The sequence below is a fragment of the Candidatus Thorarchaeota archaeon genome (genome assembly GCA_013388835.1).
GTDB lineage: Archaea > Asgardarchaeota > Thorarchaeia > Thorarchaeales > Thorarchaeaceae > JACAEL01.
In genome coordinates, this window is record JACAEL010000035.1 from 22,372 (window position 1) to 45,135 (window position 22,764).

General features: G+C 55.0%; 8 protein-coding genes. 3 read left to right on the forward strand and 5 right to left on the reverse strand.

Annotated elements, in window-relative coordinates:
* Positions 1–408: 408 nt before the first annotated feature.
* The 3 genes from HXY34_06555 to HXY34_06565 all read right to left on the reverse strand — a co-directional run bounded on the left by HXY34_06555 (position 409) and on the right by HXY34_06565 (position 16,696).
* Entirely contained in the window at positions 409–8,331 is a 7,923-nt protein-coding gene (locus HXY34_06555; protein NWF95786.1) for a VCBS repeat-containing protein, read from the reverse strand.
* A gap of 7 nt (positions 8,332–8,338) precedes the next feature.
* Positions 8,339–14,911: a hypothetical protein gene (locus HXY34_06560; protein NWF95787.1), complete on the reverse strand. Its 6,573-nt coding sequence runs from the start codon at positions 14,909–14,911 to the stop codon at positions 8,339–8,341.
* An 804-nt stretch (positions 14,912–15,715) separates the two neighbouring features.
* Positions 15,716–16,696, reverse strand: coding sequence for a hypothetical protein (locus HXY34_06565; GenBank protein NWF95788.1), 981 nt, complete (start codon positions 16,694–16,696; stop codon positions 15,716–15,718).
* A gap of 138 nt (positions 16,697–16,834) precedes the next feature.
* Here HXY34_06565 and HXY34_06570 point away from each other — a divergent pair, with 138 nt between their 5' ends.
* Together HXY34_06570 and HXY34_06575 are read left to right on the forward strand one after the other, a co-directional pair.
* Positions 16,835–19,096, forward strand: a complete 2,262-nt coding sequence (locus HXY34_06570; GenBank protein ID NWF95789.1) for a hypothetical protein — start codon at positions 16,835–16,837, stop codon at positions 19,094–19,096.
* Between the two features lie 154 nt (positions 19,097–19,250).
* On the forward strand, positions 19,251–19,874 hold the full coding sequence (locus HXY34_06575) for a GTP-binding protein (protein NWF95790.1): 624 nt from the start codon (positions 19,251–19,253) through the stop codon (positions 19,872–19,874).
* Here the strand turns inward: HXY34_06575 and HXY34_06580 are convergent.
* A complete protein-coding gene (locus tag HXY34_06580) occupies positions 19,861–20,859 on the reverse strand; it encodes a DMT family transporter (protein ID NWF95791.1) in 999 nt (332 codons plus the stop codon). The two genes, HXY34_06575 and HXY34_06580, sit on opposite strands and share 14 nt — an antisense overlap.
* Before the next feature lie 426 nt (positions 20,860–21,285).
* On the opposite strand from HXY34_06580, the gene HXY34_06585 reads away from it, so the two are divergent.
* On the forward strand, positions 21,286–21,762 hold the full coding sequence (locus tag HXY34_06585; protein ID NWF95792.1) for a thioredoxin: 477 nt from the start codon (positions 21,286–21,288) through the stop codon (positions 21,760–21,762).
* Here HXY34_06585 and HXY34_06590 read toward each other — a convergent pair.
* Positions 21,736–22,668 (reverse strand): isoaspartyl peptidase/L-asparaginase, encoded by a 933-nt coding sequence (locus tag HXY34_06590; protein NWF95793.1) that lies wholly within the window; start codon positions 22,666–22,668, stop codon positions 21,736–21,738. The two genes, HXY34_06585 and HXY34_06590, sit on opposite strands and share 27 nt — an antisense overlap.
* Positions 22,669–22,764 lie beyond the last annotated feature (96 nt).

Consider the following 22,764-nt stretch of genomic DNA (forward strand, 5'->3'; position numbering starts at 1 on the left):
TGTATCACCCCTGCGAAGTGATGGGGGAGAATCGCATCCCGGTCAGATACCTATGTGTGTTGCTGAAATCAGCGATTGACGAGAACCAAGTCGCAAGTCTTCCAGACTGTGACAGTATACGACAAGATGCTTGCGCCCACAATCTGAGTCGACCGGCTCCAGTGTCACTGCGTTGCGGTTGTGGCTATCAGACAGGTTGCATGGGCAGGTCTCGCCGACGCTGGAGGGAACACCATTCTTGGCGTATGCACACCCTGCCTGAGAACGCTCTCGCCAATTCAGCCTAGACAGTGAGGCATCTTGTCTCGGCAGCACGGAGTTCTCATGTCGGAGCGCTCCAGCTGACGGTTGACGAGGCGAAAATGGCTGGTGCCCCGAGGCTCTGTCAGTCCCCGGGGCACTGCTTGATCACTGGTGCTCACGCCTGCTCCGGACTCGAACCACCACCCCGACCACCACGACTACAGGTATTGCCACCAATATCGAGATGGTCAATGCCACAGCAGACACATCCTCAAGGCCTTGCCAGCTCGCGACGAGAGGCACGGGTGGAGGCTTTGTGCGGTTGGTGATGCAGTAGGTCGTGCCGCCGTAGTAGTAGATCACGTCCTTGCCATCGAGACCATCGTATTGGCCAACCCGAAGGTAGGTGGGCGAGTGTGTCATCGCGTACGCACCCAGCACATCTCCGGTCGTCGACTCGATGATGGCAAAGTGCTCCTCAAGCATGAGCACAATGTCCATCACTCCGTTCTCATCCATGTCGGAGAGCACCATCTTCTTGGCTGTGGTGGTCGGCGCCTTGTAGTTCCATATTACCGAGTATGAAGGCCCATTGGACGCAATGATTCCAAGTTCATTGGTGTTCACAATCACCTCGGCTGTTGGCGTGCCGTCTATGTTGTACACGTCTATGCTCGCCACTGTCGCATTCATGTTCACCTGCCAGAACGTGCCGCTGGCAGCACTCCAAGTCCAGGCCCAGCCCCCGTCCATCGCTACGGCAAAGTCCGTGTAGCTGTCCCCGTTGAGATTGCCCACCGCGACATCCACGACGAGCGGGTAGCCACTAGGCCAAGACCCCGCAAAGGCGCCGTCGCCCTCCCACATGAACAAGTCTCCGTCATGTGATGAGGAGATGCCGAACACTGCGATATCAGTCCGTGGAGTGTTCCAGAACTGGCCTGTGCGCACCATGGTCGGGTAGAATGAGGTGGCGTTGAGCGACCCCTTATACTTCTCAATCCCCGTATTGTCGTAGATTCGGAGGTAGGTGAGGTTCGCTGCCGTCGTGTACAGTATGGCGTACTCGAGCCCGGTAAGAGTGGTGTCGAAGTCAGCCACGGAGAACACGTTGATGCGTGTACCCGTGGGTGCGACCTTCTCTATTGCACTCAGTGGGTGACCGTTGACACCGTCAAGCCCAATCACGCAATACACACCCGTCTTGTTGAGCAGGACGAGCAGGTCGTGCGTACCGTTTCCACCGAAGTCGCCGAACTGAATGTCGAGCACATGCCCGTTAGAGTCGAAGCTCCAGAGAAGATCTGGATGAACTGTGTCATAGACGTATATGTGGTCGTCGTTGCCAGCCACGATGCACTCTGGGGCGCCGTCCCTGTTGACGTCGTATGTCCAGACCCCACGGTTTGATTCGCGCCCAACAAGGGTTTCCTTCCAGTAGACAGACCACTGGTCGAATGCCTCCGGAGGATCTGGTGTCCATGGAAAGACCTCGTCAATTGCACGCACGTCGCCGCTGGTAGACCTGAACCCGGCAACTTCACACATGCCGTCCTCATCGAAGTCGCCGACTGCCACTTGATTGTAGCTGGCCCCGGCTACGGAGTCAAAGTACACCACGACACCGGTCAGTGCGTCCAATGCGATGAGGAAACCGTCAGAGGTACAGATGCCCACACCCAGTCTGCCGCCCGCAAACGTGCCCAGCATCGCATCATTGATTGTTCCATGGTCAGGAGCGTCCCACATGTAACTCCATATGACACGCCCTGAGGTGAACTCCTCCAAGTACACTCCGTGCTGAGTGACGTAGACTGCCTCGAACACACTATCAAGGTCGAAGTCTTCGACCCATAGCCAACGGATGTTGTCGGGTGGGATGACTGTCGAGTTGTAGATCACAGAGCGGTTCACGGGGTCTATCGCCCAGAGGTGTGCAAGCCCGGTCACGATGTCATCTACCCCGTCCGAGTTCAAGTCCGCCAGCGCCATCCGAATGAGATCGCCGCCAGTGGATGCATGTACTCCGAACATGATTGAGCCATCAGTCCCGTTGAGGAAGTAGAATGAACCGTTTATGGCCTTCACAGCAACATCCAGGTGAGCACTTCCGGTGAAGTTGCCCACCACAATCGAGTGGCCACCCATACCAACCGGTAATGTTGTGTTCCAGAGAACTGTCCCGTTTGGCTGAAGGGCAACAACCCATCCATACACGCATCCAGTCACAAACTCGGTCGTCGGGTCGCCATGAATATCACCCATAGCAACCCCGTCAGGGAAGATAGGTCCCACGAGAGTATGACTCACAGCTATTCCGGACTCAGCTCTCAGTATCGTGAAGTTCCCATCCCATCGACTGACACCAATGTATGGTTGTCCACTCGAAGTGAGATTCCCGACCTCAATCCAGAATGGGTCTCCTGTGTACAGACTGTTTACCCAGAGCTGTGTACCATTGCCGTCATAGCAACGCACTGCTCCGTTGTCCTCACCGACTACTATGTCATCACGCCCGTCCCCATTCACATCAAAAACCGCCAGTGGTTGGCTGAGTCCGAAGTAGGAGACCTGTGCACCAATGGTGCTATTCCACAACTCCGCGGAATGGAGCAGGTTGACACGTCCTGTGCCAACGTCAACGTACTCGAGGGCGTATGACTCACCTCTCTCACAGGACACGGCTATCTCCTCGAAGCCGTTGCCATTCGAGTCATAGACAGACACTCCGGTCACCGGCTGTGCGTATATGCTTGAAAGCCATGCCTCCTCGTGTTGCATGATCCCGCCTCCGGTATTGGAATGGGTCAGCTCATATATGCCCACCCGGTTCTCGAATCCCACAGCGACCTCACGTCTGCCATCGCCATCCGTATCGCCGACATCCATGTCCACGACACTCTCAATGTTGAAGTGCGAGAACCTCGAGGAGGGATTGATTGCCCAGAGTAGTGTGGCGCTCTCGTGATACTTGGCCCTGTGGTAGGGGCTCACAGCCCCGGATATGTACGCAGGGCTGAGTTCAGTCGTTCCGGGTGACCAGAAGTCGAACGCATGCACCTGCATGAATCCGCCGCCCCTGAGCCCAAGCACACTCGGGGAGAGTGCGTTCGGTGCGTACATCTTCACCGTTTCGTTGAAGTAGTACTGCACTCCGCCTCCGGGCAGTTCTACTCGAATCCACGACTGCGGGAAGGTGGCAAGTGGCTCGTGTTGGCGCCACATGGTGTAGGAGTTCGAGTAGCTCATCTGGATTCGGTCCTCGACAGGGGACTCGACTGACTCGTACGTCACCATTAGCGTTTGTTCGGGAGCGTCGAGCATCCCAATGTCAGGATTGACCTCATTGTTGTAGGAGGAGGTGGCCTGATACACGGGGCTGTCGGTCCAGATGAAAGAGCTGTTGCTTATCGTCACAAAGATGTCAAGGTCCGTCTTGGCAAGCGTGTTGTTGCGCCCCGAGAAGGCCAGAGCGTAACCTCCATCAGGTAACATCATGATGTCAGCGGACTGCACATAGTAGTCCAAGTAGTTCCTGAAGCTTACTGTACTGGAAAAGGACCAGGAGCCGCCCCAGGATGAGAGCGTCCTGTAGTACAGTAGATTGTTTGTCTGGTAGGTGTATACAAGCCCAAGCTGGCTTCCGATTCTGCACAGAGACGGGTAGTCCCGCTGGGAAGAGGTGGGGAGTTGCGACCTTGGACTGTCCCATCCGCCACCGAGCCACTTTGACACCCAGATGTCATAGTTGTCAATTCCGCCGTAGTAGACATAGGTCTTCCATGTGAGATACAAGGTGCCATTTGGATTAAGGAAGAGGGAGGGCTGATACTCCTCTACTTCACTGCCTGAGTATGGAGGATACGTGCCAGTGTACACCTGCTGGGCATCTGACCATATGCCAAGTGGGACGTAATGGGACTTGTACCACAACTTGCCAGCCCTTGTGAACACGGACACTATCCAGTCATTGTTGTTGGTGAAGTAGTAGGCGATGTCGTTGTCGCCGCGGGAGGTCAGATATGGCTGTTCTCCAGTGTTGAGTATGCTCTTGAGGTCCAGATAGGGATAGTTCGGGGAAGACGTGACGACATCAACCTTCACGTAGCCCTCAGCTGCAGAGTACTCCCAGATATCGAACCCCTGACTGTGACCTATGATGATCTCCTGTGCAGAGTCGTAGTCCTGGTCATCGATCACAAGGCTCGTCACTGGGTTCCAGTAGGTCACTTCCATCGGAGCGCCCCATGCCTCGGCGAACGTTGCCCCGCGCCACTCGTACACCTTGACAAACCCGTCCTGTCGAATCTGAGTGACATTGGCTCTTCCTCCGATGATGAGCTCGCGGAAGCCGTCCTCGTCAGTGTCACCGGTGACGATGGTCTCAATGGACGCTTTCATGAAGTCCTCGTTTGCCCCATTACCAATGAGGTAGTATCGTCCTTCGAGAGAGGGACTGCTCATGAAGTACTCGATTGAAGAGTACCAGGAGTTGAAGGCGATGTTGTAGACGAAGAGGAATGGGCCTGCCGCAATGACAAGCTCCCTCTGACCGTTCAGGTCAAGGTCGTCGCCAGCGGCAAGTGCAGTTATCTCGCTCACATAGTCCCAGCCCTCAGTGTCTGCGAAGTCCGAGTCACGTAGGTCGATTGTGTAGACGAGGCGATACGTGTCATCGATGCCGGTGTCCTCAAAGACGTAGACCTGCAGGTCGGTGGATGCTATTAGCTCACGCAGGTTGTCGCGGTCCAGGTCACAGCCTGCCACAATGTGCTTGACATGGTCCCATATCACGCGATGGAAAGTGCCTGACAGACCCTCCAGTTCTTCCCACATGTACGGGCTGGTGTCACTTATCACAGTGTGGTTTATGTCAAAAGACCGGAAGGCACGCTTGTAAGTGTTGTTGACCATGTGCTCGAAGATGTATATGTTGTTGTCATAGTCACCCACAATCACCTCGCCCTTGCCGTCAGAGTCTACATCGCCTGTGCGCACTGTGAGCGTCCAGTTCTCAATATCCGCCGAAGTGCTCCATGACTCGGTCGCATGATAGCCGAAGTTCAAGGCGTTCTTGCTCTGGATAGAGAACTCGTATCTGTACACGGTGGGGTATGTGGCCAGAGCATAACTGGCACTCTGGTCGTAGACTGGATAGAATATGGCCATCTGCTCTGTGTCCTGCTTGTAGGCCATCATCGTGTACTGCCCACCACCCAGCGTCACCATCGCCTGGTTGACCTCAGCCCAGAAGTCCTGAGGCAGGTTCCAGTTGTAGGGCACAATGCGAATCCCCGTGAAGTGGTTGTACTTCAGGTTGGTCTCAGGCCTGCTGTTTGAGAAGAGCTTCTTGTTCTGGACCCAGACAGGATCATCTCTCGTGCCCTTGTTGAGCCAGCATGTAGCTCCCTCACGAGTGTCATAACTCAGAATCAGGTCAAGGTCTCCGTCATTGTCTATGTCAGCGACCTCTGGCTGACCCCAGTAGTCGTTCATGGAGTCTCCACTGTTCATGATGTCAAAGTAGCCCTTGTGCATCCGGAACTTGGGCACCAGAGCGCCTCCGGGGATGCCTATGTTCTCACAGTAGTAGAGATAACCGGTCGACAGTATCATGTCCAGGTCTCCATCCCCATCCCAGTCCACGAACTTCATCCTTGGGACCGTCTTGGCGTTCGACAGAGCGACTACTATATCACCCGTGTCATCGACCTCAGCAGAAGTGTAGGTGTTAAGCGTAGAGAAGGGGTCGGTGGAGAGTTCTCTAGTATAGAATATGATCTCGCCCCACATCAGACCTGAGCCACTGCCGTATTTGTCCGCTAATGATATCTCCGGGTTGTAAGAACCCACCGCCGCCACAGGCATCTGGAACACGTTGAACAGTGCAAGTTCAACTGATATCATATCGGTGGGGGTGTACTCGTTCTCGATTCCCGTAAAGTAGCCCTCTGCGGTGAGGTCTTCCTCAAGACTGCCTCCCACCGTGTTCCATGGGTTGGGATCCGTCTTGTACACATAGATCTGGTTGCCCGAGTCGACGACTATCATCTCGTGGGGGTTCATTCCACCCACCCAGTCCAACTGGTACAGGTCACCTACAGTCCAGTGACGGTAGGTTCCTGCGACGGGCATCTGATAGGCGACACCGCCAGCAAGCCATGTGGGTATGTTCGTAGTGTGACCCAAGTACACCATGTCCCACACGTTCGTGCCCAGGCTGAAGAAGTCGTCACGTGAAGAGTCCCACATGAGGTCGTACTTGAGCGTGGTTGCGTTGTACTTGAAACCGTAGAAGTTGCCTATGACAGTTGAGACTAGAAGCCGGTCGGGTTCGTTGGGTGGGCCGTACAGGTTGAATGCCTCGGGCAGCGGACCGATTGCCACCGTGAGTGCTGTCGTAAGCTGAGTATAGACTTGCATCAGCTCAATGGAATCTATCCGATACTGCACACCATTGAAGACTGATATCTTAAGATAACGGAACCAGTCCCATTGCCGCGCACCGAGGGCGTCGTCCACATCGACATACAGGTAATTGCCAGAGACGAACATCCGCTCCCTCTCAATCTGCTCAAAGTCGGTGCTGCTCTGGCCGACTGACACGTTGACATTCAAGAGATTGGGTGCGGCATAGAACTTGATTCTCAGGTCCCACGCTGAACTTGCACTTCCCGTACCCTCCTCATCACGTCCAAAGTCGATGATGGCCGTCGCATTGGGTGCCGTGTTGGCATTGAAGTAGGTATAGTGCCCATCTGAGGCGTTGGCCATTCCAGTGTTGTAGGGGTAGGCTTCGGCAGGGGGCTCGGCATAGCCTCCAACCATGGTGTAAGTTATCGGCTCAGGAATGTCTGTGCCGTTGGCTAGGCGATAGGTCACGTTGTTTGCCTTGACAACTGCATCCGCCCAGAAGTCCAATCGCCACGGCGCCTCGGGCTGCATCTGCCACTCGTCCCATGGCCGGTACACTCGCTGGTAGCTGTATGTGTTGGTTGCCTCGCTCCAGTCAAGAACGAACACACCCTGACCCTGAGCGACCAATGCAATCTCCTCGCCGTCTGTCTGGTCGAGCTCTCCAATCTTCATGTCGATGATTGGTGTCCATGTATAGTTCTTGGAAGTCCAGACTAGCTTGTAGTCGTTGTCGTTGATGAGCGGGAACGGCTGACCGTTTATCATCAGGTGCACACCGTCATTCTCGAAGACATATACGCGACCCTCTCGAGTCCCGGCAACAATCTCCGGAAGACCATTGAAGTTGGTGTCACCATAGGCCAGCGCGTAAATCCTACCGGTGATGGCGTCGCCGGAGTCCCAGACCTGGCGGAACTCAATCCAATGTTCATCACTGAACGGGTAGTTTGAGTGAGTGTCGTACTCAAAGCATCTCACCTTGCCGTCCCAACCACCGATGATGATGTCTGCACGATAGTCACGGTCAGCATCATATATCTTGACATCGAATGCACGGAACGTGTGGGGAGATGTCCAGACGTGATCAAACATGTTCTCAGTGTTTGCCTGAGGGTCGTAGATGTGCCTCTGCTCGAAGAGGTAGACAAAGCCGTCAGCACTTGCGGCTGCAACTTCAATGAAGTCGTTCAGGTCTGTGTCACCCCAGGCCAGAGCCATCACGTCGGAGCGTATGATACTGTCACCACTGTCCCAGACCTTGTCGAAGTCACCGGTCTCGGAGTTCAGTCGCCAGATGTGAATCTCATTGTCATAGAGGTATCCGCCACCCAGCGCTAGGAAGCCGGTCGCCTCGTCGTAGGCGATTGCATGAATTGCAGCCTTCGTCTTCCAAGGCTCAAATATGGTCGAGTACGCGTTGGTCTTGTCCTGAAGAACGAGACCAAGGTCCACCTCACTAGGTATACCAGGCTCGGTGTCTTCGGCGAGTTCCTTCAACACCTGGTTTGGAAAGTCATCAGGAGAGAGCTCCTCGTCGCCTATTGACTCCACAACTGCCTCCGCCTCGCCTGCTGAGAGGGTCGGAGCGGGAAGCGTTGGGATGATGCCAAATGAACCAACCAACATTACCAGCGCGATAAGCGCAGCCAGACTGAATACTCTCGTTCTCATCTTATACTCACACTCCTCCCTTCTTGCCTGCTTTGGAGGCGCCTTTCTTTGTGCTCTTCGTGGACTTTGCTTTGGAATCAGATTCAGCCTCTTCGGTCGAACCTTCGGTCACACCGCCATCTCCGCCTCCGCCTCCGCCTCCTCCGCCGTCAGCAGACTTCCCTTTGGATGGTGCACCGCCTCGACGAAGCACCTTTCGTCCAAGCCAGCGGAAGGTCCCACGTACCTTCTTGGTCTTGTGATCGACGACGCCAAGCACGACCACGAGACCTACAACTCCACCCGCGAGAGCCACAAGATGCCACGGGAATGGTGTGTCACCGGGCAGCACCACAAAGTGGGCGGTGGTTGCATGGATCACCCCAGTGTAGTTGCGGCCGTAGACTTCAAGGGAGATGTTGCCAGTGCTCCACCTGTGACCTGTACTCTGCCACATGCCTGCGGCGGGGTTGTAGCTCAGAGATATGTTGTTGCTCCATCCCGTACCATTGTTGTATCTGAACCAGACGTCCTGGAACGGTGTGAAGTTGGCCACGCTGACCTGTGTGTCCTGATAGGTCCTTGCGCCAGTCAGCGGGATCATCACTCTTATCGTGCTGACACCACGCATCACTGCCAGAGCAAGCTCAAAGTCGTGCTTTGAGGTGAAGGTCAACGGGTCCAGACCGAGAGAGACCTCAAGGCCGTCGGAGTAACCGTCCTTGTCAGTGTCCATCTTCAGAGGACTGGTGCCATAGACGTAGTACTCGGCACCATCAAGAAGACCGTCCAAGTCTGAATCGGGGTTCATGATACCACCACCCATGGTGCCCTGCAGCCCCAGACCGAACTCTATCCCGTCGGGCAACCCATCGAAGTCCGTGTCGAACTCGAGTGTGTCAGGTATCCCATCGTTGTCCGAGTCCGTGTCCATCGGGTCCGATTCGTAGAACAGCACCTCAGCACCATCAGGTAGACCATCATTGTCGGAGTCGGGGTCGGTCGCGGAGGTGGCATACAGAGCCTGTGCAAGTACGACGGGAGGCGGCATGTCAGAGAACCCTGCCAGATAGAAAGGTGGGACGTAACCGCCAATAGTACCATTGTCGCCCTCGCCTATGCCAGTGGACCAGTTCTCCGGAGGCCAAGACCCGTAGGGCCAGATCTCTGTCAGGGTCTCTTCGTCGTCGTACAGGCCATCCCCATCCGTGTCTGCCTGAAGAGCCGAGGTGTTGTATACCCAGATCTCATACCAGTCGGATATAGTGTCGTTGTCCGTGTCATTGTTCGACGGGTTGGAATTGAATACGACCACTTCCTGATAGTCACTCAGAGTGTCATTGTCACTGTCGAAGACGACCGGTGAAGTGTTGTAACGCAGACGGACCGCAGGTATCTGGTATGGATAGATTATGCCGGTCACATTCTCCAGGAACAGCTCACTGCCGTCCGCTAGCCAGTCATCATCTGTGTCCTTGTCCAGCGGGTCTAGAAGCACTGGGTCCATGTATGGAATAAGGCCTGATGCGAGATACAGCTCTATTGCATCATCCAAGCCATCCAGGTCAGAGTCAGGAGATGTGACGTTTGTGTGATACAGCATCACTTCGTCATAGTCGCTCATCGGCCATGTCATGTCACCATACTCATTGGGTTGAGTTATGCTGTCCATGTCGGTATCCCAGTTGAGCGGGTCACACAGGTAGGTCTTGATCTCCTCACCATCCGACAGACCGTCGCCATCAGTGTCATAGACAAAGCAGTCAGTGTAGTACACAAAGAACTCCTCAAAGTCCGTGAGACCATCATTGTCCGAGTCTTCATCCATCGGGTCACTGCCCGTATAGAGGACCTCGAAACCATCACTGAGACTATCACCATCGCTGTCATCGGCCATTGGGTTTGAATGCCAGAAGAACAGCTCCTCACCGTCGCTGAGTCCGTCAAAGTCTGAGTCAAAGACAGTGGGTGAAGTGCCGTACCGGAAGAACTCGTCACCATCTGCGACCATGTCGAGGTCCGTGTCCGGCGAGAGCGGGTCAGTGCCCAGCAGCAGGTCGGTCATGTCCGGCAGGCCGTCGTCATCAGTGTCTGCGTCCAGATAGAAAGTGTGGTTGCTGTCCTGACGCAAGACGCCTTCAAGACCATCCAGCAGACCATCGTCGTCGCTGTCACCGTCGGTTGGGTCGCTTGGAGGATCGAGGCATAGCTCGTAGCCATCACTGTTCAGCCATGCGCCGGGTGGCGGGTTGGTGCGATCGGCTTCCGACACACCAGTGTCGCCATCAGTATCAGGATTGCACGGGTTTGTGTACACATGCTTGTCGTATGGTTCGCCCTCGTCGTCATAGAGGATGATGTCGAAGCCTCTCACCTCAGCGCCGTCGTTCATCGGCCACTCCTGTCCCTCAGTACCTGCCGGGTGCAGTCGGGTGTTCAGCATATGGTCGATGTCTCCGTTGTACAACTGCAGGTAGGAGTCGTCATCAGTGTCAGCATCAAGCGGATGAGTATAGCCATAGTTGAAGATGAGAGGTGATGGGTCAGACCCTGAGCCTGCGGTCTCATTGTAAAGTGAGTCGAGACCGTAGTATGCGCCTCCGGGGCCCTCCTGTCCATCAAGCAGGGTGTCGCCGTCAGTGTCAGGGTTCAGCGGGTCGGTATGGTCATCGTACTTCACGCCACCAATCACCACGTACTCCACAGTCGGAGTGCACTCGGTGAGGTCCCATCTTGTATAGACCTCATATGCGTCAGTCAAGTGGTCACCGTCGGTGTCCTGAGCAAAGGGCGACGTGCCGTATACCCTTACCTCCTCATAATCGGTCAGATCGTCCCAGTCTGTGTCCTGGTTTCTTGGATTCGTGCCCAAGTCCCACTCCTCTCCGTCGAGAAGACCATCACCGTCTGTGTCAGGGTTGACCGGATCGGTGTACATGGTCTGAACCTCAAGCTTGTCGTTGGCACCATCACCGTCTGTGTCAGGGTTGTTGGGGTCAAGACCGGGAACGCTCTCCTCGTACTCGTCAGACAAACCGTCGTCATCTGTGTCGAAGCCAACGCCGGACTTCTGGAACTCCTCATCGGTCTTCTTAGGACTCAAGTCCCAAGGCCCGCCCGGTTCCCAAGTCCAGCTCGCATCGTCATCAAAGAAGAGGAAGCGGAATGTGACCTTCACAGTGAACATGAGCCGCAATGTTATCTTCATCGGGTCGTTCGACGACAGGTCTTGGAAGAACGTGAGTATGATCTCGAGAGAACCATCAATGATTATCGCCACTATAAGCAAGTCCAACGGAATGTGAATCGAGATTCCGAAGGTCACCGCGAGAGTCAGAGTCGACACTTCGGGCGCTATTGCTGACGCAGCCTTCTTCACAATGTCAAGCTCGACGGCCAGCCAGATTGTTATGCTAATCATGTCGAGACCAAGGAACTCCATGACGGCTGCGAGAGCCCCGCCACCAAGACCGGCGGTGAATATGTCAGCCAGTGTGAATGTCTTGCCTAGTGCTATCTTGATGTGAAGGGCCCACTCCACCACCCTCATGAAGTCCTCCCACTCGAACATCCCATTGCGGAAGGTGAACAGATTCAGTACGAACTTGGCCGAGCCCTCGAATGAGAACTCAAGCCCGAACATCTCCATGAGTAGACCGAGGATGGCATTCTTGGAGGAGTCGAAACCACAGACACCAAGCTCGGCATAGAACTGCGGCGTTATCTCGAAGAAGGAGAATATGACCTTGAAGAAGTCGCCAATGTTGCTTATCGAGAATGTGGACCTCGCATCGAAGATCATGCTTGTAATCAAGTCAGAGAGTGGGGTCAGGTCGATGTTAAACTCCGCACGGATTCCCAGAGCAATGCTCAGGTCGAACAGAGACCACTCGCCAAGCCCGATGGGCAGCGTCGTTGAGTATCCCAACAGGTCGTTCATTCCGGCAAAGAGACCCTCTATCATGCTCTCCAGCTCGTCGAAGAGCGGGTCGAGCATCCCAGTGAGCCAGTCGAGGATCTTTCCGACCATCCACTTGACACCGTCGGTGAATATGCCCTTTATGTCCATGAAGAACTCCAAGATCGTCTGCAGCAGGGATGGGTCAATGATGCCGGAGAGATAGGGCGACGCGGCCGCCATTATCTGGTTTATGACCTCAGTAGCGCTCGGTGCGCTCTGCGGGTCGATTCCAAAGGCCTTGGGGAAGAAAGACTTGAGCAGCGTGAGTACGGGGTCAAGCGGGACTTGGTCGAAGGAGGGGAACGTGCCGAGAAGAGACCCGGCAGACATCAACAGCGACTGCATGATTCCCTGGAAGCTCTGGTCCTTGGCGAACTGAATCAGGTTGATGACACCGCCGGCTATCTCCGAAACGGTGGAGAGCACTTCTTCAACGTCAGGAAGACTTGCGAGATAGTCCTCGATGTCCAAGTACTCTATCGCATGCATTATCATCTGAGGCAGATTGCCGAGTTCCGACTCGAAACCCGACACCGTCTTGCTCACCATCTGCTTGAGGGAGTCCGAGTCAGACACCATCGCGATTATGCCCAGTATCGGGCGGACTGCATCGTTGAACGCTTCGATTAGGTCAGCAGCGTCAGAGAGTGTGAAAGCACCGTGGCTGGCGGGCACTAGCTCGTTGATGAGGCCTTCAGCAATCTCGAATAGGTCTGGCAACTGGTTCTTGTCGAATCCGTCAATGTAGAAGCCTGCGAGTAGTGTGATGACATCCCTGATGAGTTGACGCATCTGTGTCGAGACGTCACCCGAAGTTGCAGCCTCAACCACGCTGAGTAGCTGAGTCTTGAAGCTGTTCAGATCCGGCGCGGGACTCTCCTTGTAGACCTTGGTGATGTTCAGTAGACTCCGGGCAAAAGTTTCCACATCAGTGACCATCCCGGAAGGAACGAGCTCGTTCAGCATTTGCTTCACAAGCTCAACTATCGTGTCCGCGTCAAAGCTGTCCACCAGACCCGCGGCTGTCATGGCCATATTGAAGACGGACATTATCTGCTCGACGACGGTCTCATATCCGGAGATGTCCGGGATGAGGCTGAGCAGGTCGTCCCCGACAGCCTCAACGAATCTTCCAAAGTCCTTTGTTGTCAGGAAGTCAATTGCAGAGGAAACGAAAGCCACAAGTCGCGGCAACAGTGTGGACACCTGCGAGGGCAGGAGACTGAGCGTGGCCGTCAGGGTCTTGTTGAGAACGGCCTGAAGTGCGTTCTTTGTGAAGAAGCCGAACAGCGTGTCGAAGACTCCTTTGCCTTCCGAGATGACCTCGTCGATCAGAGTGGAAAGACTGCTGCCAACGCCGAGCAGGTCAAATAGGAAGTCCGTCACTTCTGAAGGAATGACCTCGGGCAGCAGAGCCTCGACGAGTTCCAGAAGGATCTCGACAAGGTCGCCCCAGTCGCCGCGCAGGTTGAACAGGGCCTTGAGCAATATGTTGAGGTAGTCCTTGTACTCCTCGATGAACGGAAACTCCGAGGCCAAGGCGTCTATTACTGACTTGAGAGGTGAGTCTGCATCAAAGTCACTCACGATGCCGATGAGAGGTTCTATCACCTCGAAGGCTTCGGCGAGGGAGTCCATGACATCTGAAGGTATGGATATGACTGTCTGACCCTCGTCCATGAGGACGTCAAGCAGGACGTCGATTATCTCACCAATTGGTCCATTGAGGGCTGAGAAGAGAGGAATCTCTCCCAGTATGAAGTCCGTTGACGCAAGCTCTGCAGGAGAGCTCAACTTGACCATAGGTGAGAAGTCGCTCGGGAGGTCAGCAAGTGGCAGCTCTTCAAGAGAACCGTCAAGACGCATCTCATACGCAGCCTTCTCCAGACGTGGTGCGTGACGTGCCCACATCTCCTCAGTTCGTCTTGCCAAGGCTTCAGGGTCCTCCTCGCCGACAATGTCGACGGGTTCCAGTGTCCGGCCCACAAACTCCTGCATGTTGTCGCCATATAGCTTTATGGCCATCGACTTGAGGTCCTTTGAGGCGCGGTCGTACTTGGGGTCAATGTGAGCCCTCTGCTCTACAATGTCCGCCACGGTCCAGACATCATAGAGAATGAGTAGCATACCATCGATCTGTTCAGAGTCACTGTGATGGACATTCGTGTCCAGATCTGACAGACGGTACTTGAGCGATAGTGTGTTTCCAGTGCCAATAACATGCTGAGAAGACCTGTACTCGGTGAGCACCTGATGGAACTCCGCCCATGTCGCGTTTCGTTCCGAGAAGACCACCTCGTTGACTCCCGTCCGCAGGGCATAGATAGCAATCCAAGGCTTCGCCTGCAACCAGTACTGAATGTCACTGAGTGAACTGACCGGGATGAGCACCACACCATTCACCCGGTAGGAGAGTATCTCGTGCACCGCGGTTGCTACTGCAGAGAGTATCTCGTCTCCGGGGTCATAGAATATGTATATGGGGGCGAGGTCATACCCCGGGAACGGCCTCGGAAAGATCTCCGGGGCGTCCTCAGGAAGCATCTGGCCTGCCATGACTCCCTGAGGGATGATGCCAAACATGAACACAAGAACAAGACTCAGTGATAGGATCTGGACCTTGGACCGCTGTCTTCTCATCGATAGACTCACCTGCAATTGATACCCGATATGGAGTGCTCTGAAGCAGCTTGGACACTTGCTCTACCAAGACTCATGTTCGTGGTGGCTCAAACAAGGTCTGCGGCAACTTGACCGAACACTCTCACTATCAGGCAACTGAGCGCAAACAAGATGAGCGGTTATTTCGAACGGATATAACGCTTTTGGACAGGCTCCTTCAGACAGCGTGAGCTTGGGAGAGTGCACATTCTGTGACCGATGACGCGGAACTGGATGGACACAGGTCTGACTGTACCGAGTCCTCTGCAGCACGCCCAACCGATTTGACCGTTCATTCTCAGTTAGACAGAATTGGACACAGGCATCCTGTCACTCCCAGAAGACGGCACTGGGGTCACTCCTCGAGGTCTCGTGAGGTGTCGAGCCGACCTCGAGCTCTCCGTTCCCACACGGAAGTGTACATGCACCACGCAGCGATGTCTAAGACCGTCCAACTTCTGGGCAGCTGCTGCTAGCCCATGCAATGTCCGTGTCCATCGGGACCGTGTCAGTTGCTACCAGTGGGCTGGACGTGTGTAGAAGGACCATACGTCAAGCGCTACAATGTCTCGGTACCCATGCATACGTATGAACCGCCACGTCATTCATAGATAGCTGGAAGGTCCGACGAGGAGTCATGGTACGGGCAGCAAAGGTTCGGCGAAGGACTGCATAGGTACGGCCACCTTGACACTAGGAGAAGTACTGGCGAACAAGCCCCTCAGCATTCCCAAAGGCCGCCACATTGCCATCAAACCGGTCCAGTGCATCGCGATACTCGCTCTAAAACGCCAGGCTGAATGCCTCGAGGCGGTAGCGAAGCTCTGGGATTGACCTCTGAGCCACCAGCATGGAAACGAAGTGCTTTCTGCGGTGAAAGAGGATGGTTCTCTTACCGTACTCTATCTCATCGAGTCCTCCTGAGTCGGCCAGGATCTCCCCGATGAGAGTATTGATACCGCTGATTGCCCCGGCAACAAGCATACCGTCCTTCGAGTCCGTGTCTTCCGTGCCTGACTTGTCGTCAAAACGCCGAAACCTGAAGTCTACGATGGGGAGGGATGCCTCAGAGCCCATCACCAGCAGGCGGTCCAGAGAGAGCAGCCAGCTCAAGTCCTCTGCCGAAGGTATTCCGCGCCATGAGTAGCTTATCATCAACGACCCAGCCAGAACCAACGCGTTCTTTGCCATGAAGACCTCAGGGACACCCCACAAGACCAGCATGAAGTTTGCAAACCCGCTCATGGCAAATCCAACGCCAAAGTAGAGCTCCGGAAACGTCTTCCGCGCGGTCTCCAGTTCCATTACACGCTCGATGTACGTGTATGTCACATAGACAATCGCGATGGACAGTCCCACGAACACTAGCCACGTTGGACCCCCAGTGAACATGGGCACCAGTGACACTATGGTATAGGCCACACTAATGAGAAACACATAGTACTTGCCTATCCCAACGAAGGCAAGGTCCGACTCCATAGAGTACACGAGGTACAGGATTCCACCAATCCATACGAATGTCCCGACTGCAGACAGGTAGCTCGCTTGTACATAGGGCGCATAGAGGTAGTCCATGTTGGTCATGAATGTGTACACGGCAAAGGTCGCGAAGTATGCTGAGAGACCGCCCGCCCCAGACACGCGTCCGGGCCGCTTCTTGTAGAAACCATAGGATATCACCACTAGTACAGACGCAGTCAGGAATGTGAATCCCACATTGACGTCCCGTATCACGATAGATGCAAGGTCGAGCTGCATATCCATCCGACGCTCCAGAATCGTGCAGTCGTTTCATCTCAGATTCCGTTATAAGGTATTAGCACATAGGAGTGTAAGAGTCCGGGAAATAGGGAACACTTTTCAGACCTGACGTTATTCGGATGCCCACAGGAAGTGGATGGCTTGAAGCGAATGGACTCCGAGTCCCTCAGAATGGGAGTCGGTATGCTGGCGATGGGTTCACTGGGGGTCCTATTCATCGCTGCAGAAGTGCCATGGAACACTCCAAGTGCGGCGACGGCAGTGTACTCGGTGCTCGCATTCCTCTGTATCACGATGACAGTGTGCAGCGCGAGCCGCATGAGGATTGACAGGTCACCCCACCACGGCGTGTTCGCAGCAGGCACAGCACATGCAGCGATTGTGTTGGGTGGTGCAAGCATCTTCTACCTGTACAACCACGAGGGTCCTGCACTCCATGCAACCACCCCGGGGATAGCCCTCAATCTTGTCGCTCTTGCGACCACCGGGCTCATAATGATGCTTCATGCCAGACTGCAGTCCAGTCCACAGCGGAATGAGTCCGTATGGATGACACGGAGGGCCCTTGGTACGCTGATTGCTGTCCCAACCGCACTGTTCGTTGTCGCGATGGCCTTCTTCAGGCAGCCTTTCCCGCCCTGGCTGTTTCTGTCTGTCGGCTACTTGGTTGGTGGGGTGGCAGTCTTCGCATACCTAGCGGCCGCAATCATCATGTATCGTCAATATCGGACTACTGCTTCGAGCGAGTCGATACGACTGAGCGTGTCGTTCGTACTACTTGCCGGGGCCGCCGCATCACACATGTCAATCATGCATTCGCCATCGTTTCTCTGGCTTGCCATGGTCACATTGATGGCAATCTCGTTTGTAATCGCGATTGTCGCAAAGGGATACACCTTCTTGGTAGATGTGGGAGTGGAAAGGAATAGCGCATACCTGATCTCGGTGTCAATCAGCGCACTGGTCGTCCTCCCATTTCTAACTTCAGTACTACTGCAGGCATTAGTCCCAGTCTATTCACATGTCGACGTGGGCGCCGCCGCTGCCATTCATCTGGCAGGAGTCGTTCTCACCGGCAGCCTTGCATATGCCACGTTCGTCAGGTCGAGGACACTCAGCTCGCAGAACCTCAGTATAGTCATTATGATGCTGCTGACATGGTCAGTGTCAGAACTGGCGATGGCCCTGATATATGCCGGCTCAATGCTCGGTGGACCTTCCGAATCCCTCATGCCATATGTGACGGGAGCGCTGACCCTTGTCCTGTTCCTGTCGCTGGCAGTCCGGATTGTACTTAGACCACAAGTGACAAGAGCTCGCCATTCGGGCCTGTTCTATCTGGCCGTCATGGCGGGCTACGCACTACTGGTTGTGGTCGCTGAAGCGTTTCAGCGGGTCATCGGCTCATCTCTTGGTGATGATCAGATTCGAAGACTGGACGCCAGTGTCCTCCTCGGACTTAGCTATGTGGGCCTATTCATTCTGCTCAGTCTGATTCTTCTCCTTGCGGGAAAGTGGGGAGGAACAGTGACCTTCGATGCAGCGGCCACGGGCGCAGTCGCAATATGGCTAGTGATGATGATAGCCAAGGCTAGCTTCTCACCCTACACGATTGGGTGGTGGGCCGGAGAGGTACTGCTGGCATCGTCGTCAGCCATTCTTCCGTTTACGATGGTTCGTTCCCAGATACGTCACTCCTGGAATGATGAGGCCCTGCAGCGCAGCCAGGCTGCTCAGATCGCTCTTGTTGCAGAGATGGCCCTTGCACACCATCGCGCGACACTGGACACTCTGGAAGACCTGATTCAATGCAGAAACCCGACTGACGAGACACTGGCCTCACTGTCTGCGAGCATGAACGAGGTGTCACATGCTCATGACCTTGTCAGAGTCATCGATGCAATAGTCTCTGGACACCGGTTCTCGCCGGAGGTGTTGGAGCCACTCGACTTCGTTGGTTGCATCACAGAAGGGGTTGCGAAGCAGAGAGGAGGTGGGACTGTCGAGTACAAGGTGGACCGAAAGACAGGGGAGTGCGTGGTGATGGCCAACTCGTTTCTGTCTGAGGCAGTCCAGCTCTTCGTCAGCGGGGTGGTCACAAGGATAGGACCGGCGAAGAGCATAGGGGTCAACATGGTCAGTTCGTCCGTGGATGGCAGGCCGACCTGGAAAGCGACCATAACTCTCCGGCTGGACTCACCAGACGCGGAGTCCAAGAGGACGCTGTTGGAGAGATACGCCAGTCCTGGAAGCACCGGTGCGATAGAACTGGGCCTGGCGCAAAAGCTTGTAGAGATGATTGGAGGCCGGACACAAATGGGCATCGAATCGACCTCAACAGAGGCGCTTCGTGTGGTGTTTCACATAGAACTGCCGGCCGCGACTCCAAGCTCAGCAATGTGATTACCTTTTGCATGACGGACTTGAGTATCGGAAAGCCTACACGGTATTCATTGCACGCATGTCGGCGAGTCCTGCATGGTCCGCCCAATATATCTCTATAAGTACACCATTTCATTCTGAAACACGGACCCCGCCCTGAATCCGAGATGACGGAATGATGATGCGAAAAGCCCCCAGACAGGTCAAGCTGGTTCTTGCAGGGGACGGCGGAGTGGGGAAGACGAGTATCCGACGGCAATACCTCGGGAAGATATTCCGGGCATCCTACATTCCTACCATCGGAGTAGACTTCGCCCAGAAGTCAGTCCTCGTGGACGACACACCTGTGACTCTGATCATATGGGACATTGCAGGACAGCCGATGTTCAAGACACTGAGGAAGCGATACTACGAAGGCTGCAGCGCAATCGTCCTCGTCTATGCCATTGACAACAGGGAGTCATTTGATAACGCGCTGAAATGGCTGGTCGAGGCATACGAGTTCATGGGCAAGCTGCCATCTGTGCTCATCCTCGGAAACAAGACGGACCTCCGTCAGACTGCCTCAAACAAGGGTTTGGTCTCTACTCTGGAGGGAGAGGAGTTTGCACTTCAGGTGGCCGACAGAATGGGTACCACGGTGTTGTTCCGGGAGACGACCGCAGTCACTGGAGAGGGCATAGAGGAGGCATTCACGGATGTCACCAGACTGGTGTTAAGCAGGTGCCGGCCATCCGACTCACTTGGACGCCGCTCCGACCCAGTCGAAAGGACAGATAACAGCTTCAGAGTGCGGTAGCCTCCGTGATGCGAGGACTGGCTCGTCTGTGACTGGCTGGGAGGGCAGGTCCCTGCGTCGGCAATCTGGGACCCAACGTGCCAGTCTGCGTGGAAGGCCGCCAGTTTATTGCGAGGATCCCGACTATTATCAGGAGCAAGCCCACTACGAAGGTCCAGTAGAGGACTTCGGCCAAGAATATCACCGAGAGCAGGGTGCCAAATACCGGGACCATATTGATGAATACTCCGGACCTCGTGATCCCCAGCCCCTTGATTGCTTCGAAGTACAGCAGGAAGCCGACGAATGTGGTTGCAACACCCAGAAACATGATGTGAAACCAGAAAGCCACATCAGCTAACACAGGCAGGCTCCATGGCTGTTCCGGCACGGCTGCAATTCCAAACAGTAGTGTGCCGATTAGAATGCCACCCATGTTTGTCTCAGCAGGACTCAGTCGCTTCATCGCCGCCTTTCCAATCGAGGAGTACACCCCCCATATGATCATTGCCAGCACGATGATGATGTTACCCAATAGATACTCCGGGTTGTACTCAACCAGCGCGGTGATGCCTATCACAAATGCGACCCCCACAAAGCTGACCACAAAGCCTCCGTACTGCCATCGTCGTGGCAGGCGCTCCTTGTGAACCAGACGAGCAAACAGACTGACAGTCGCAGGATTGATGCCAGCTATTATGGACCCCTGTGCAGCAGTGGTGTATCTCATGCCTGTCAAGAAGAAGACGCCGTAACCAAACACACCTGTCAGACCCACACCCAGCAGCAGAAGCAGGTTAGATCGGCTGAACATGACATGGAAGTCTGTACGTCGATACAAGAGCAGTCCCGCAAAGAGCACTGTCGCCACAAGAAAACGGAAGAAACCGATGGTCATCGGAGGTGCTCCCAGCACGGACACCAAGACCTTCGCGGACACCCATGAACCGCCCCATGTGAACATCGCCAGCACCATCAGCAAATAGAGTCTTGTCTCGCGTGGCATACACTAGTCCTCTGCTGGGCCAGGTGTGCTGCAGACCGACGTTTAAACTGGATGCAGTTGGCAAGCTCAAAACCGGATTGGCAGCATATCCATCCCCCGCGGGCAGGCTCTGCTCTTGAGCACAAGCCTCTCATCCAGCCCGGCGCACTTCGCGAGACCCCACTGGCCACTCGTTCAGCACCTCGGTCTGACCTTGCCACCACTGCGTAGATAGAGACAATGCCCACGAGAGTGAACACCGTGATGAGCATGCTCAAGAAGCGTCACTGGGGCCGTCTCAGTCTCAGACATGACGTGACCCAACACAGGGAACTGCTGGTCCTAGCGGTCTTTCACAATACTGAGCACGTAGACTTCCTAGAGTGTGCTGGAAGGTGGCTCTCTCAACAATATCGCAGGAAAGTCAACGTTTATTAGCGAGTGTGCATGAGGTTTGCACAACCGAAGGGATACACCATGTCCGATGACGAGCTTGCAGAGATAAGGCGGCGGAAGATGCAGGCAATGATGCGTCAGGCCGCCGCACCGAAGGTGGAAGAGCCCATGGCCAACGGTCAGGTGAACCTGCTCACGGATGGGACATTCTGGCAAGTCATATCCAAGACCAGTACAGCAATGGTGGACTTCTTTGGGGAGTGGTGTGGACCATGCCGAGCGCTGGCTCCGACATTCGTGGAGTTGGCTCGTGAGTGGGCAGGCAAGGTCTTCTTCGGCAAGATAGACATAGACCGGAATCCAGTCACTACGGCGCAGTTTGGCATTCAGTCGGTGCCAATGGTGGTGGCCTTCAAGGCAGGGCGTCCGGTGGGCTCCTTACCGGGTCTGAGGTCATTTGGCGAATACGATGCGATAGTCGAGCAGCTGAGATCAGGGCGACTATCCGAGAGATCGGACCTCATCTAGCAGAGCAGCAGACCTCATCCGGTCAAGGCTGCCCTGAATCACTGTGACAGGCATTGCCTTTGCGTTTGTGGAGGCACCGAAGCTGCCGTGCCGGTCTGCCACAATCAGGCCGGCCTCACTGTGAGTCTCACGAACGAATAGGTCCATTGCTTTGACGGCGGAGGTCATAGCGTCGTCCCCATGTTCCATGTACAATACTGCCATACGTGAGAGCAGGACTCTGATGATGTGTTCTCCCTGACCTGTGGCAGTCGCACCGCCCGTCTTGTTTGCGTATGCGCCAGCACCGAACACCGGAGAGTCACCGACCCTTCCGGCCATCTTCTTTGATATTCCCCCAGTCGACGAGGTGCAAGCGATCCGTCCCTTTGTGTCGACCGTGATGCAACCAACTGTGTCAGATGCTGCAGAGCTGGTCAAGGGCGGCAGGGCGGTCACGCCAACCCCGAGCTCCTTTCGGTACCCCTCGTCTATCATGCGTTGGTAGAGTTTGTACACACCATCTCCGGCAAACTGCATGTGTTCCGTTCGCTCCATGACATATCGAGCAAGGGACACCGGATGCTGAATCCCCTTCACCGCCATGACGGAGCCTGACTTGAGCGTCCAGCCGTCAACGATCATGGCGTCCAGTTCGATCTCATCATCGATGTTCCGGGTTGCGCCAACACCAGCATTCAGCTTTCCTGATGCTTCCATGAAGACAGTACACACCTCCGCTGCGTCAAGCGCCGAAGCCCCGTTCTTCAGCACTCGGAAACCAACAGTCGCTGCCTCACGAACCGCATCAACACCCTGCGGAATCCGCTCGTCCTTCCATGCTCCTGCTCCACCATGGACCACAATCATTGGCAAGTCGCTGGATGGCACCATGTTCACCGTTGTCAGCCCGACGCCCACAACCACTTAATACCCTTTCTCAAAGGCTTTGGTCGAGTAGAACTCCGTCAGACTCCATATGGACAAATGAGCAGTGTGCCAGCTCCCTTAGGCAAAGAATGA

What these genes read in the sequence shown, in the direction of transcription:
- HXY34_06555 (NWF95786.1), bottom strand. Translation starts at nt 8,331, where the DNA reads ATGAGAACGAGAGTATTCAGTCTGGCTGCGCTTATCGCGCTGGTAATG.
- HXY34_06575 (NWF95790.1), top strand. Translation starts at nt 19,251, where the DNA reads ATGATGATGCGAAAAGCCCCCAGACAGGTCAAGCTGGTTCTTGCAGGG.
- HXY34_06560 (NWF95787.1), bottom strand. Translation starts at nt 14,911, where the DNA reads ATGAGAAGACAGCGGTCCAAGGTCCAGATCCTATCACTGAGTCTTGTT.
- HXY34_06585 (NWF95792.1), top strand. Translation starts at nt 21,286, where the DNA reads ATGAGGTTTGCACAACCGAAGGGATACACCATGTCCGATGACGAGCTT.
- HXY34_06580 (NWF95791.1), bottom strand. Translation starts at nt 20,859, where the DNA reads ATGCCACGCGAGACAAGACTCTATTTGCTGATGGTGCTGGCGATGTTC.
- HXY34_06565 (NWF95788.1), bottom strand. Translation starts at nt 16,696, where the DNA reads ATGGATATGCAGCTCGACCTTGCATCTATCGTGATACGGGACGTCAAT.